The organism is Streptomyces sp. NBC_01431, from assembly GCF_036231355.1.
Lineage (GTDB): Bacteria > Actinomycetota > Actinomycetes > Streptomycetales > Streptomycetaceae > Streptomyces.
In genome coordinates, this window is record NZ_CP109496.1 from 3,731,470 (window position 1) to 3,743,994 (window position 12,525).

Sequence of the window (12,525 nt, forward strand, 5' to 3'; positions counted from 1 at the left end):
CCTCCCCGCCAGTTGGGCACACACCTGACAGATTTCCACTTTCCGTGTTCAGCTTGCCACGGAAGGTGACGACCCTCTAGCGTCACTGACAGCAAGCAGCCCCCGCCAGGTGCGGGAACACCTCCGGGGGCTTGACCACCAAGATCACTCTAGGAAGTTGATCCGATGGCTGACAGCCACTCTAGTGCCGCGCCCTCCGCCGCGCACGCAGACCCGCACCCGATGGCCAACCCGGGCTACGGAAAGCGTTCGATCTCCGGCCAACCGGCTCGCACCAACAACGACTTCACGCACCTTCCGCCCCGAGAGGCCGCCGTCGCCGCATACGTCGACCGGCTCCCGGAAGGCGCGGACATTTCCGTAAAGACGCTGGCCAAGGTGCTGCCGTACGGCCAGTGCGCCTTGCGTACCGCTCTCCAGCACCTCGTACGCGCGGGCCACCTGCGCCGGGGACGGGAACATGTGCGCGGCTCGACCAGTTCCCGCTGGGTGACCCACACATGGTTCTCGCGCACCGCGCGGGACGACGCGTGGTGGGCGGAATTCACCCGAGGGTGTGTCGGCGACGCGTCACCACCACCCCCACCCCCACCCCCCTCCGCTCCCGCCCCCACAGCCCCAGCCCCAGACCCGGCCACAGCCACAGCCACAGCCACAGCCACAGCCACAGTGACTCAACCACCCACTCGCAGCCGGGCGTTCACGCTGCTGGCCGCCCTGGGGCGTACCGCACCCGCGCTCTCCCTCTCCGCGCGAGACTGCTCGGACCTGGAACCGCTGGCGGCCGTGTGGTTCGAACGCGGCGCGACGGAACAGGAGGTACTGCACGCCCTGACCGCCGGACTGCCGACCCCGGTCTACAGCCCCGGCGCCATCACCCGCACCCGCCTCATCAACAAGCTGCCACCCGAACGGGCGCCCACGCGCCCGGCCCTGCGTGTTCTGGAGTGCGCGAGGTGCGGCGCTCCGGGCCGCCCCGAGGCCCTGCCGGGCGGCGAATGCGCTCCGTGCCGAGGCGAATCCGCACCGCGCGCGCCCGGCGCCGCCCTCCCCACCGAAAAGGTCCGCGCCCATGCCGCCGAGGCCCGGACGGCGGCGAGGCGACGCCCCGAGAGGACCTCCGCGTGACCATGCAGCCCATCCGCGCACGTGGCGGGGCACGATGTAGGGGAGGAGGCGACGCCATGACCCCCAGCACCGCCGAGCACCCCCAGATGTCCGTCGAGGACTTCGAAGAGCTCGCCCGCCATGCCCCCGAGACGGTGACTCTTGAGTTCATCAACGGAAAGCTGGAGGTCAAACCCGTGCCGGACGGCGACCACGTAACGATCTTCATGTGGCTGCTCCGACAGTGCATGCGGCACCGGCCCGAGCTGGATCTACATCCCGAGCAGGGCTTGAAGGTCGGGGCGTACCGCAAGGGCCGTACCAGGCCGGACGGATCACTCGGGCCAGTGGGCCATTTCGCCGGCGGGGGCGAATGGGCAGATCCCGCCGGCGTACTCATGGTCGTGGAAGTCACCTCTCATGACTCCGGCACCGACCGCCGAGACCGCGTCGAAAAGCGCGACGGCTATGCCCAGGCGGAGATCCCCGTCTACCTCCTCATCGACCGGGACGCCAACGCCCTCGTCGTCCACAGCGACCCGCAGGAGGGCAGGTACGCGCAGACCGTCTCCCACCCCTACGGCGCGACCGTCGAACTGCCCGACCCGGTGGGGATCACCCTGGAGACCGAGAGGCTCAAGGACTACGCCCTTTAACCAGGCTGGCGGTCGAACTCCGTTGCCCCGGCGCCTACTTGGCGGACTTCAGAGTGATCGCGCCGTTGCCCGTGGTCAGGTCCAGCTGGTGCGGGGCGGACGGGCTGTCCGCGATGCCTATGTCCTTGTTGCCCTTCTGGGTCTGCGCCGAGACGCGGTACGGGCCGGACGGGGCGGTCACGCTGATGCTGCCGTTGGACGTCTGCGCGCGGACGTCCTGGCGGGTGGCCGGCGTGATGGAGATCGAGCCGTTGGAGGCCTGCGCCTTCACGCCCGTGCCCTTCAGGCCGGTCGCATTGATCGCGCCGTTGGCGGTGTGGACGTCGACCGGTCCGCTCGCGCCCTGCACGGTGATCTCCCCGTCGCTCGTGGACACCCTGACCGCGCCCACCGCCGACAGTTTCAGCGCGCCCTCCGTCGCCGAACCCGTGACCGGAATCCCGGCCGGGACGTCGACCGTGTAGTCCACCGAGCAGTGGGAACCGCAGCTTTCGAGGACCAGGACGCCGTTCTCGACGCGGTACGTCGGGCCCTCCGGCTTCGCGTTGCGGTACGTGATCTCCCGGTGCACGGCCACCTCGCCCAGGCCCTGCTTCCCCCGCAGCCGGACACCGCCGGACGCCGTGTCGATGCGTACCGAGGTGATCTTCTGCGCGACCTTGCTGTCGTCCTTGACCACCTTGTCGTTCAGGGCGCCGCACGCCCCGAGGCCGCCGACCGCGAGCGCGGTCAGGGTCACGGCCGCGATGGAGCGGAGCCGCAGCTGTGGTGCCGTAGACATGAACTTCCCCCGATTGGGTGCCAGTTGGCGGGCCAACCGCCGTCGATCATCATCACTGCCAGCGTAGACCGGCCCCCATGGGCTCCACCATGAAGCCAGCACCCGTATCGAGCTTCACTTTTCCGCACCCCGGGGGTTCGGAAAACGCCCGAGGGCGGCACCCCTTGAAGGGGGTGCCGCCCTCGGTTCGTACAGCTTGACCAGACTTACTGAGCCGGGGCTCAGAAGTCCATGTCGCCGCCCGGCATGCCGCCCGGGGCGCCGCCGGCGGCGGCCTTCTCCGGCTTGTCGGCGATGACGGCCTCGGTGGTGAGGAAGAGCGCCGCGATGGAGGCGGCGTTCTGCAGCGCGGAGCGGGTGACCTTCGCCGGGTCGATGATGCCCTCGGCGATCATGTCGACGTACTCGCCCGTGGCGGCGTTCAGACCGTGGCCGACGGCCAGGTTGCGCACCTTCTCCACGACGACGCCGCCTTCGAGACCACCGTTGACGGCGATCTGCTTCAGCGGGGCCTCAAGGGCGAGCTTCACGGCGTTGGCGCCGGTCGCCTCGTCACCTTCGAGCTCAAGCTTCTCGAACACCGCGGAAGCCTGGAGCAGGGCCACGCCACCACCGGCGACGATGCCCTCCTCGACGGCCGCCTTCGCATTGCGAACGGCGTCCTCGATGCGGTGCTTGCGCTCCTTGAGCTCGACCTCGGTCGCGGCACCGGCCTTGATGACCGCAACACCGCCGGCGAGCTTCGCCAGGCGCTCCTGCAGCTTCTCGCGGTCGTAGTCGCTGTCCGAGTTCTCGATCTCGGCGCGGATCTGGTTGACGCGACCCTGGACCTGGTCGCTGTCGCCCGAACCGTCGACGATCGTGGTCTCGTCCTTGGTGATGACGACCTTGCGGGCGCGGCCGAGCAGGTCGAGACCGGCGTTCTCCAGCTTGAGGCCGACCTCCTCGGAGATGACCGTGCCGCCCGTGAGGATGGCGATGTCACCGAGCATGGCCTTGCGGCGGTCGCCGAAGCCCGGAGCCTTGACGGCGACGGACTTGAAGGTGCCGCGGATCTTGTTGACGACCAGGGTCGACAGCGCCTCGCCCTCGACGTCCTCGGCGATGATCAGCAGCGGCTTGCCCGACTGCATGACCTTCTCCAGGAGCGGGAGCAGGTCCTTGACCGAAGAGATCTTCGAGTTGACGATCAGGATGTACGGGTCGTCGAGCGACGCCTCCATACGCTCCATGTCGGTGGCGAAGTACGCCGAGATGTAGCCCTTGTCGAAGCGCATGCCCTCGGTGAGCTCAAGCTCAAGACCGAAGGTCTGCGACTCCTCGACGGTGATGACGCCTTCCTTGCCGACCTTGTCCATCGCCTCGGCGATGAGCTCGCCGATCTGGGTGTCGGCGGCGGAGATGGAGGCCGTCGAAGCGATCTGCTCCTTGGTCTCCACGTCCTTGGCCTGCTCCAGGAGAGCGGCGGAGACGGCCTCGACGGCCTTCTCGATGCCGCGCTTCAGAGCCATCGGGTTGGCGCCGGCGGCCACGTTGCGCAGACCCTCGCGCACCAGGGCCTGGGCCAGGACGGTCGCGGTGGTCGTACCGTCACCGGCGACGTCGTCCGTCTTCTTGGCGACTTCCTTGACCAGCTCGGCGCCGATCTTCTCGTACGGGTCCTCGAGCTCGATCTCCTTGGCGATGGAAACACCATCGTTGGTGATCGTGGGGGCGCCCCACTTCTTCTCGAGGACGACGTTGCGGCCCTTGGGGCCAAGGGTGACCTTGACGGCGTCGGCGAGCTGGTTCATCCCGCGCTCGAGACCGCGCCGTGCCTCCTCGTCGAACGCGATGATCTTGGCCATGTGAAGTGGTCCTCCCGGACAGGGGTGGCGTTCTTCGTGGACCGCGCCGGTGCCCGCGACGGACGGCCTGCAGCCCTTGTGGTTCCTTGCCCCACCCGGCCTGCGGGCCTCACTGACCCGATCCAAGTTCTGTCACTCTCACTCGGAGAGTGCTAAGCCCAATGATTAGCACTCGGCCCCTGCGAGTGCAAGCGAGTCTCTTGAACCGGACCCCTCCACTTACCGGTGTCGTCCGGTCCCCCAGCACCGGCGGGGGCGCCGCCCCCGCACCCCGGCTCCTTGCGGAGGGCCGTCCATTTCGGCCGCGGACCGGGCGTGGCTGATCGCGCCGTTCCCCGCGCCTCTTTCAGGGTGCATGCGGCCATACCCAGCCCGTCCGGCGATTGAGGACGAGCGCCCTTCAGGCGTGAATGGGGTCTGGGGGCAGAGCCCCCAGGGGGCCGACCACCGGGCCGCGCCCCCGGGGGACGCGGGAACGCGTGAAGGGGGCCACCCTTTTGGGCAGCCCCCTTCATGCGTGAGTGCGTCGGTGGTCGATCGCGCCGAGATCAGACGGCGAGCTTGACCATGTCCGCCTGCGGACCCTTCTGGCCCTGCGAGATCTCGAACTCGACTCGCTGACCTTCTTCAAGGGTGCGGTAACCGTCCATCTGGATCGCGCTGTAGTGGACGAAAACATCCGCACCACCGTCGACCGCGATGAAGCCGTACCCCTTCTCCGCGTTGAACCACTTGACGGTGCCCTGAGCCATGCCTAACTCCCCTATTACTGGCCCTTGCACGGGACCGCACTTCGCGGACCCGGGTCAGATCTCCACCCTCCGACAGGAGAGGGTGTGCGCCGGAACGCGTCGACCGCGGCTGAATGTATCTGCCCAACTGCCCTCTGCAACAGGTCAATCGGACGAGAATTCCGGGCGCTCACAGGGAGCGGAATGCCATCTATTCTGCATTCCGGGGCAAGTCGGGCCGGGCAAAGCGCACTTATGGCGCAAAGGGCTCTCACACTTTGACCCCACGTTGTCGCGTTCTCATATGCGCTTGGCACTCGAAGCGAAGGGGCTTCCCCAACTGTACCCCGCTCAACCATGTTGAATTGCCCCCTCCGCTTCTTAAGTGGAGGGGGCAATTCCGAAAACAAAGGCGGGGCGGTCAGCCTCCGGCGACGGCCGGAATGATCGAGACTCCGGCGCCCTCGGGCGTCGCCGTCTCCAGGCCCTGCTCGAAGCGCACGTCGTCGTCGTTGACGTACACGTTGACGAAGCGGCGCAGCTTGCCCTGGTCGTCCAGGACGCGGGCGGCGATGCCGGTGTGGTTCTTCTCCAGGTCTGCGATGACCTCGGCGAGGGTGGCGCCCTCGGCGGCGACCTCGGCCTGACCGCCGGTGTAGGTGCGCAGGATCGTGGGGATGCGGACGTTCACGCTCATGGTTCGGTGCTCCTAGTCGTTCAGCAGTGGCTCAGTGGGCGAGGCCCGCGTCGCGGAACGCGTCCAGGCTCGGGCGGATCGTCGCCGTCGGGCCGGTGGTCGGGGCCACGGCGTCGAGGGTCTTGAGGCCGTCGCCCGTGTTGAGAACGACCGTGGTGAGCGAAGGGTCGATGAGTCCGGCCTCGATGAGCTTCTTGGTGACGCCCACCGTCACGCCGCCCGCCGTCTCCGCGAAGATGCCCTCGGTGCGGGCGAGCAGCTTGATGGCGTCGACGATCTGCTCGTCGTTGACGTCCTCCACCGCGCCGCCGGTGCGCCGGGCGATGTCCAGGACGTACGGGCCGTCCGCCGGGTTGCCGATCGCCAGCGACTTGGCGATGGTGTCCGGCTTCTGCGGGCGAACCACGTCGTGCCCGGCCTTGAAGGCGGTGGACACCGGGGAGCAGCCCTCGGCCTGCGCGCCGAAGATCTTGTACGGCTTGTCCTCGACCAGGCCCAGCTTGATGAGCTCCTGAAGTCCCTTGTCGATCTTGGTGAGTTGCGAGCCCGAGGCGATCGGGATGACCAGCTGGTCCGGCAGCCGCCAGCCGAGCTGCTCGCAGATCTCGTACGCCAGCGTCTTGGAACCCTCGCCGTAGTACGGGCGCAGGTTGACGTTGACGAAGCCCCAGCCCTCGCCCAGCGGGTCGCCGATGAGCTCGGAGCAGAAGCGGTTCACGTCGTCGTAGTTGCCCTCGATGCCGACGAGCTCGCCGCCGTACACCGCGGCCATGACGACCTTGCCCTGCTCCAGGTCGTGCGGGATGAACACGCAGGAGCGGAATCCGGCCCGCGCGGCGGCGGCGCCGACCGCGCCCGCGAGGTTTCCGGTGGAGGAGCAGGAGAGCGTGGTGAAGCCGAAGGCGCGGGCGGCCTCCAGGGCCTGCGCCACGACGCGGTCCTTGAAGGAGTGCGTCGGGTTTCCGGAGTCGTCCTTCACGAAGAGCTTGCCGGGCTCGACGCCCAGCTCGCGCGCCAGGTTCTCGGCCCTGACGAGCTTGGTGAAGCCCGGGTTCAGGTTCGGCTTGTCGGCGACGTCGGCGGGGACGGGCAGCAGCGGCGCGTAGCGCCAGATGTTCTCGGGGCCGGCCTCGATCTGCTTGCGCAGCGCCTCGGGGTCGCCGAGCGGCAGGTCATAAGCCACTTCGAGCGGTCCGAAACACAGTTCGCACGCGAAGATCGGGCCGAGTTCGAAGCGCTGTCCGCACTCGCGGCAGGAAAGCCCGGACGCCGGACCGAGATCGACAGCAGTGCGGGATTCAACAGTCTGTGCAGACATGGAGGGAGGCCCTTTCTCCTCATCTTCCTCAGGGCGAACTTCGCCATGAGACGGATTTGGCACCTTCCCTAGCCGGGGACCTGCGCCGTGACTGGCGAGAACCGACTGGAGGGTTGCCGGGGCTTCAACGGGCCGTTTCCCTCTGCCCCTCTGGATGAGCGGTATTCGATTGTCAGCGTGGTGACGACCCCGACATGCGACGGTCATCCGCGTTGCTCAAGACTGTAACCGAAGCCCCGGACGGTTGAGACAGCCGTCCGAACCGCGAGATGGATCACACAAGGAGGCCGGAAACCGTGCTGGAAGAGGTGGAGCGCTGGCTGAGCAGGCGTTCCTGGTCGGCGGCCGAGCGTCCGCTGGACCGGATCATGGCCGCGAAGCACAAGGGCGGAGCCACCGTCAGCGTCGTCCTGCCCGCTCTCGACGAGGAGGCCACGGTCGGCGCCATCGTCACCGCGATCCGGGACGCGCTCATGACGTCCGCGACTCCGCTGGTGGACGAACTGGTCGTCATCGACTCCGGTTCCACCGACCGCACCGCCGAGGTCGCGGCGGCGGCCGGCGCGCGGGTGGTCCACCGGGACGCGATCCTGCCGCGCATCCCCGCGCTGCCGGGCAAGGGCGAGGTGCTGTGGCGCTCGCTGCTCGTGACCAGCGGCGACATCGTGTGCTTCATCGACGCCGACCTGAAGGACTTCGACCCGGCGTTCGTGTCCGGGATCGTCGGGCCGCTGCTCACCGACCCGGACGTGGACTTCGTCAAGGCGATGTACGACCGCCCGCTCGGAGAGGCGGCGGGCCAGGGCGGCCGGGTCACCGAGCTCGTGGCGCGACCGCTGCTCAACCTGCACTGGCCCCAACTGGCCGGATTCGTCCAGCCGTTGGGCGGCGAGTACGCGGCCCGGCGCTCGCTCCTTGAGCGGCTGCCGTTCCCCGTCGGGTACGGGGTGGAGATCGCCCTGCTGATCGACGCGCTGCACACGGTGGGCCTCGACGGGCTGGCCCAGGTCGACGTGGGCGTACGCAAGCACCGTCACCAGGACGGACAGGCGCTGGGGCGGATGGCCGCCGCGATCTACCGCACCGCCCAGCTGCGGCTGTCCCGGGGCCACCTCGTACGCCCCGAGCTGACCCAGTTCGAGCGCGGCGAGCGCGGCTTCGTACCGCGGACGTACGCCGTGGACACCGAGGAGCGGCCGCCGATGCGGGACATCGAGGAGTACCCGGTCCATCGCGCCGCGTAGCGCCCCGGCAGGACGGCCGGATCCCGCCCCTCGGGCGGGGCGTACGCGTGTTTGGCGGATTGCGGGGCGGGCTAGGTTCCGCTCATGGTCTCCGAGCACGCCACCCCCAAGGTCCAGGTACTCCTCGCGTCCAACCGCGGCCCCGTTTCGTACGCCCTGAAGGAGGACGGCTCGCTGGAGTCCAGGCGCGGCGGGGGCGGGCTGGTCTCCGGGCTCAGCGCGATCGGCGACGAGGTGGAGTCGCTGTGGGTCTGCGCGGCGCTCGGCGACGGCGACCGCGAGGCGGTGCGGCGCGGCATCGGTGAACAGGGTGTCCGCATGCTGGACATCGATCCGGAGGTCTTCGCCCAGGCGTACAACGGCATCGCGAACTCGGTGCTGTGGTTCGTCCACCACATGCTCTACCAGACGCCGCTGGAGCCGTCCTTCGACGCGGAGTTCCGGCGGCAGTGGGCTTCGTACGAGACGTGCAACCGGGCGTTCGCCGAGGCGCTGGCGGCGGCGGCCGGGGACGGGGCGCGGGTCCTGGTGCAGGACTACCACCTGGCCCTGGTGCCGGGGATGCTCCGCGAGCTCCGTCCCGACCTGCGGATCGGGCACTTCTCGCACACGCCGTGGGCGCCGGTGGACTACTTCCGGATGCTGCCGGACGACATCGCGGCGCGGCTGGTGCGGGGGATGCTCGGCGCGGACCGGCTGGGGTTCCTCACCCGGCGGTGGGCGTCGGCGTTCATGGACTCGGCGACGGCGACGCTGCCGGACGAGACGGAGGCGTTCGTGCCGTCCGGCGAGGGGCGGCGCTGGTTGCGGCACCGCGTGCCCGGCCGGGCGCCGCACGAGACGGACATCGCGGTGCACCCGCTGGGCGCGGACGGCGACTTCCTGCGGCGGCGCTCGCGCGAGGCGGACGTGGAGGAGCGCATCATCGCGCTGCGCGAGCAGATCGGTGCGGGCCGTCGGACGATCGTGCGGGTCGACCGCACCGAGCTGTCCAAGAACATCGTGCGGGGCCTGCATGCCTACCGGCACCTGCTGGACACGCGTCCCGAGTGGCGGGAGCGGGTCGTGCACGTCGCCTTCGCGTATCCCTCGCGGCAGGACCTCGCGGTGTACCGGGACTACACCGCGGAGGTCGCCCGGGTCGCCGAGGACATCAACTCGGCGTATGGCACGGCAAGTTGGACCCCGGTCCTGCTGCACGTCCAGGACGACTTCGCCCGCTCGCTGGCGGCGTACCGGCTCGCGGACGTGGCCCTGGTGAACCCCATCCGGGACGGCATGAACCTCGTCGCGAAGGAGGTGCCGGTGGTGTCGGACGCGGGGTGCGTGCTCGTGCTGTCGCGGGAGGCGGGCGCGGTGGCGGAGCTCGGGGACGACGCGCTGGTGGTGAACCCGTACGACGTGGTGGGCACGGCCGACGCGCTGCACGCGGCGTTGTGCATGGGGGAAGGGGAGCGGGCCGAGCGGACGAAGCGGCTGGCCGCGGCCGGGACGGGCGTGCCGCCCCGGCGCTGGTTCCTGGACCAGTTGGAGGGGCTGGGGAGCTGAGGGGCCGAAGGGCTGCGGGCCCGCCCTTTTGCCCCGCGCGTTGCCCGGGGTGGCAAGGCCCGGCCCGCTTGGCGTCGCCCCTCCAACAGGGAACTCCTGAACGGCTACATCTGACCGGCCAGCGTTCGCAGGAACGTCGTCACCGATGCCGGGCCGTTCAGCAGCAGGTCGGCCCGCTCCGACAGTTCGGGTATCACCGTATCCGCGGCCACCAGCAGGCCCGGCATTCCGTCCGAGCGGAGCTTTTCGACGGCGGCGAAGGCGGGAAGGTCGCCCAGGTCGTCACCCGCGTACAGGACCGACTCGGCGCCGACCTCTCGTACGTACGCGGCGAGCGCCACCCCCTTGTCCATGCCGGGGGGCCGCAACTCCAGTACCAGGCGGCCCGGTTCGAGGACCAGGCCGTGGTGGCTCGCAAGCTCGGCCATGGGTGCGCGCAGCGCCTCGTAGGCGGCCTCGGGGTCCTGGGCCCGGCGGGTGTGGACCGCCACGGCCTGGCCCTTCTCCTCCACCCAGGTGCCGCGCCAGGCGCCGTGGGACTCAAGGACTCCGGGGAGTTCGGCGCGGGCGGCGGTTACGCCGGGGTGCGGGGCGGGGGTGTGGACGGTGCCGGTGACCGCGTCCCAGCGTTCGGCACCGTAGTGGCCCAGGACGACGAGGTGTTCCAGGCCCGGTACGCCCGCGAAGCCGCCGTAGCGGACCGCGACCCCGGCCGGCCGGCCGGTGACCACGGCGACGGATGCCACGTGCGGGGCCAGCGCGACGAGCGCCGGCACGGCGTCCGGGTGGGCTCGGGCCTGTTCGGGGTCGGCGACGATCTCGGCGAGGGTGCCGTCGAAGTCGAGCGCGACGACGGCCCGTTCCGGCCTCGCGACGATCGCGGCGAGCCCGTCGCGGCCGAGCTGGGTGGCGGGGGTCGGCAAGGGGTGCGGTTGGCTGCCCATGCGCTCGACCCTATCGGGGCCGGGCCGGGACACATATGGCGCAATGCCTCAGCGGCGGGCCCGCTGCTCGTCGCGGACCCGGCGGAGGCGGTTGACGGTGACCGGGTCGTGGGCGAGCGCCCGGGTGTCGTCGAGGAGGGCGTTGAGCAGCTGGTAGTAGCGCGTGGGCGAGATGCCGAGCTCCTCGCGGATGGCGCGTTCCTTGGCGCCGGGGGCGGGCCAGGACCGCCCCTCCATGCGGAGCACGGCCTGCGCCCGGTCGTCTAGCTCACTCATACGGCCCACCGTAGCCGGGGGCCACGCCCCCGGCCCCCACGCTCACTCGTCCACACACCGCATGCGGCCGCTCGCGCGGTTCCCCGCGCCCCTGGCGGGGCCGTGGTGGGCGAGGTGGACCAGGGTTATTCGGCGTTCTCCGCGTCCACCGCGACCTTCGCGATGTCCTGGAGGACCACCTTCGGCGAACCGCCGGGCGCCACCGCGCCGCCGATCTTCTTCTTCACCGTCTCGCTCACCTTCGGCCACGACGTCTTGCCCACCGGCGGCAGTTCCGACGTCGCGAGCGCGGCCAGGAACGGCTTGAGCTCCTTGTGCTTGGCGTCCGACGCCATCGTCGCCGACGCCGACACCGTGGACGGCAGCAGGTCGTACTGGTCCGCGAACTGGAGCACGTTCTGGTCGGAGAACGTGAAGTCCAGGAACTTCCCGATCTGCGCCCGGTGCCCGCTCTGCTTGAAGCCCATGATCCAGTCGGCGACGCCCATCGCCGCCTTGGCAGGACCGTTCTGGCCGGGCAGCGGCACCATGCCGAACTTGATGCCCTTCTTCTTCGCCTGCTCCATCAGCGAGGGGTGGCCGTTGAGCATGCCCACCTCGCCCTTGGCGAAGCCGTCGAACGCGGCCTGCCGGTTGAGCTTGGCGGGCGCGACGGGACCGGTCAGTCCCGGCTCGACCAGGTTGCTCTTCAGCCAGTCGAAGGTCTGGATGTTCTCGGGCGAGTCGATGTCGTACCTGTCGACCGAGTTCGTGTAGCCGCCGTTGCCGCTGAGCATCCACATCATGCTCTCGGCCTGCGCCTCCTCGCTGCCGAGCGGCAGCGCGAAGGGGGTCTTCACACCCTTGGCCTTGAGCGCCTTGGCGTCCGAGGCGATGTCGGCCCAGGTCTGCGGCGCCTTGATGTGCGCCTGCTCGAACAGCGTCTGGTTGTAGAAGAGCAGACGCGTGGAAGCCACGAACGGCATGCCGTAGGAGACGCGCTTGACCTGCCCCGCGTCCGCGAGCGAGGACAGGAAGTTGGCTTGTACGGGGATGGAGAGCAGCTGGTCGACGCTGTAGAGCTTGCCGGTCGCCGCATAGTCCGAGTACGCGCCGATCTGCGCGATGTCGGGGGCGTGGCCCGCCTTCACCATCTCGGCGACCTTGGCGTCCACCACGTCCCAGGAGAAGATCTGGACATCTATCTTGATGCCGGGATTCTTCTTCTCGAAGTCCGTGACGACGTTGTTCCAGTACGTCTTCGTACTGCCACCGCCGGAAATGTCGTAGTCCGCGGCCACCAGCTTGAGGGTGACGTCGCCGGATCCGCTCTGCCCGCCGCATCCCGAGAGCACTGCCGTCATACCGAATGCGGCCACTGCCGCGATCAAGCCCAA

Annotated in this window: 12 protein-coding genes and 1 riboswitch; of the genes, 4 read left to right on the plus strand and 8 right to left on the minus strand. The window is 69.5% G+C overall.

Annotation, left to right across the window (positions count from 1 at the left end):
* Positions 1-165 precede the first annotated feature (165 nt).
* Positions 166-1,128 carry a hypothetical protein gene (locus OG522_RS17105; protein WP_329463842.1) on the plus strand — a complete coding sequence of 321 codons (963 nt, stop codon included), beginning with the start codon at positions 166-168 and terminating at the stop codon, positions 1,126-1,128.
* A 56-nt stretch (positions 1,129-1,184) separates the two neighbouring features.
* Positions 1,185-1,763 (plus strand): Uma2 family endonuclease, encoded by a 579-nt coding sequence (locus OG522_RS17110; RefSeq protein ID WP_329463843.1) that lies wholly within the window; start codon positions 1,185-1,187, stop codon positions 1,761-1,763.
* A 34-nt stretch (positions 1,764-1,797) separates the two neighbouring features.
* On the opposite strand, the gene OG522_RS17115 is transcribed toward OG522_RS17110, so the two are convergent.
* From OG522_RS17115 to thrC, 5 genes are all read right to left on the minus strand, one after another.
* The gene (locus tag OG522_RS17115) at positions 1,798-2,544 is read right to left on the minus strand and encodes a DUF4097 family beta strand repeat-containing protein (RefSeq protein WP_329463844.1); all 747 of its coding nucleotides are present in this window, start codon (positions 2,542-2,544) and stop codon (positions 1,798-1,800) included.
* A 221-nt stretch (positions 2,545-2,765) separates the two neighbouring features.
* The gene (groL, locus tag OG522_RS17120; RefSeq protein WP_053728151.1) at positions 2,766-4,391 is read right to left on the minus strand and encodes a chaperonin GroEL; all 1,626 of its coding nucleotides are present in this window, start codon (positions 4,389-4,391) and stop codon (positions 2,766-2,768) included.
* 548 nt (positions 4,392-4,939) lie between these two features.
* Positions 4,940-5,143: a cold-shock protein gene (locus tag OG522_RS17125; protein ID WP_005315736.1), complete on the minus strand. Its 204-nt coding sequence runs from the start codon at positions 5,141-5,143 to the stop codon at positions 4,940-4,942.
* A gap of 400 nt (positions 5,144-5,543) precedes the next feature.
* Positions 5,544-5,819, minus strand: coding sequence for a MoaD/ThiS family protein (locus OG522_RS17130; protein ID WP_046258800.1), 276 nt, complete (start codon positions 5,817-5,819; stop codon positions 5,544-5,546).
* 31 nt (positions 5,820-5,850) lie between these two features.
* Positions 5,851-7,137, minus strand: a complete 1,287-nt coding sequence (gene thrC / locus OG522_RS17135) for a threonine synthase (RefSeq protein WP_329463845.1) — start codon at positions 7,135-7,137, stop codon at positions 5,851-5,853.
* Between the two features lie 16 nt (positions 7,138-7,153).
* Positions 7,154-7,298: riboswitch (SAM riboswitch) on the minus strand.
* Between the two features lie 135 nt (positions 7,299-7,433).
* Between thrC and OG522_RS17140 the strand changes: the two genes are divergently transcribed.
* A complete protein-coding gene (locus OG522_RS17140) occupies positions 7,434-8,381 on the plus strand; it encodes a glucosyl-3-phosphoglycerate synthase (RefSeq protein WP_329463846.1) in 948 nt (315 codons plus the stop codon).
* Between the two features lie 84 nt (positions 8,382-8,465).
* The gene (locus OG522_RS17145; protein WP_329463847.1) at positions 8,466-9,929 is read left to right on the plus strand and encodes an alpha,alpha-trehalose-phosphate synthase (UDP-forming); all 1,464 of its coding nucleotides are present in this window, start codon (positions 8,466-8,468) and stop codon (positions 9,927-9,929) included.
* Between the two features lie 104 nt (positions 9,930-10,033).
* On the opposite strand, the gene otsB is transcribed toward OG522_RS17145, so the two are convergent.
* The 3 genes from otsB to OG522_RS17160 all read right to left on the minus strand — a co-directional run bounded on the left by otsB (position 10,034) and on the right by OG522_RS17160 (position 12,492).
* Positions 10,034-10,873, minus strand: coding sequence for a trehalose-phosphatase (gene otsB, locus OG522_RS17150; RefSeq protein ID WP_329463848.1), 840 nt, complete (start codon positions 10,871-10,873; stop codon positions 10,034-10,036).
* Between the two features lie 48 nt (positions 10,874-10,921).
* The gene (locus tag OG522_RS17155; protein WP_329463849.1) at positions 10,922-11,149 is read right to left on the minus strand and encodes a DUF3263 domain-containing protein; all 228 of its coding nucleotides are present in this window, start codon (positions 11,147-11,149) and stop codon (positions 10,922-10,924) included.
* A gap of 125 nt (positions 11,150-11,274) precedes the next feature.
* Positions 11,275-12,492: an extracellular solute-binding protein gene (locus OG522_RS17160; RefSeq protein WP_329467630.1), complete on the minus strand. Its 1,218-nt coding sequence runs from the start codon at positions 12,490-12,492 to the stop codon at positions 11,275-11,277.
* Positions 12,493-12,525: the final 33 nt, after the last annotated feature.

Bases quoted from the DNA above. Each gene is read 5' to 3' on its own strand.
- OG522_RS17125 (WP_005315736.1), bottom strand. From the start codon at position 5,143: ATGGCTCAGGGCACCGTCAAGTGGTTCAACGCGGAGAAGGGGTACGGC.
- thrC (WP_329463845.1), bottom strand. From the start codon at position 7,137: ATGTCTGCACAGACTGTTGAATCCCGCACTGCTGTCGATCTCGGTCCG.
- OG522_RS17145 (WP_329463847.1), top strand. From the start codon at position 8,466: ATGGTCTCCGAGCACGCCACCCCCAAGGTCCAGGTACTCCTCGCGTCC.
- OG522_RS17105 (WP_329463842.1), top strand. From the start codon at position 166: ATGGCTGACAGCCACTCTAGTGCCGCGCCCTCCGCCGCGCACGCAGAC.
- groL (WP_053728151.1), bottom strand. From the start codon at position 4,391: ATGGCCAAGATCATCGCGTTCGACGAGGAGGCACGGCGCGGTCTCGAG.
- OG522_RS17130 (WP_046258800.1), bottom strand. From the start codon at position 5,819: ATGAGCGTGAACGTCCGCATCCCCACGATCCTGCGCACCTACACCGGC.
- OG522_RS17155 (WP_329463849.1), bottom strand. From the start codon at position 11,149: ATGAGTGAGCTAGACGACCGGGCGCAGGCCGTGCTCCGCATGGAGGGG.
- OG522_RS17110 (WP_329463843.1), top strand. From the start codon at position 1,185: ATGACCCCCAGCACCGCCGAGCACCCCCAGATGTCCGTCGAGGACTTC.
- otsB (WP_329463848.1), bottom strand. From the start codon at position 10,873: ATGGGCAGCCAACCGCACCCCTTGCCGACCCCCGCCACCCAGCTCGGC.
- OG522_RS17160 (WP_329467630.1), bottom strand. From the start codon at position 12,492: ATGACGGCAGTGCTCTCGGGATGCGGCGGGCAGAGCGGATCCGGCGAC.
- OG522_RS17115 (WP_329463844.1), bottom strand. From the start codon at position 2,544: ATGTCTACGGCACCACAGCTGCGGCTCCGCTCCATCGCGGCCGTGACC.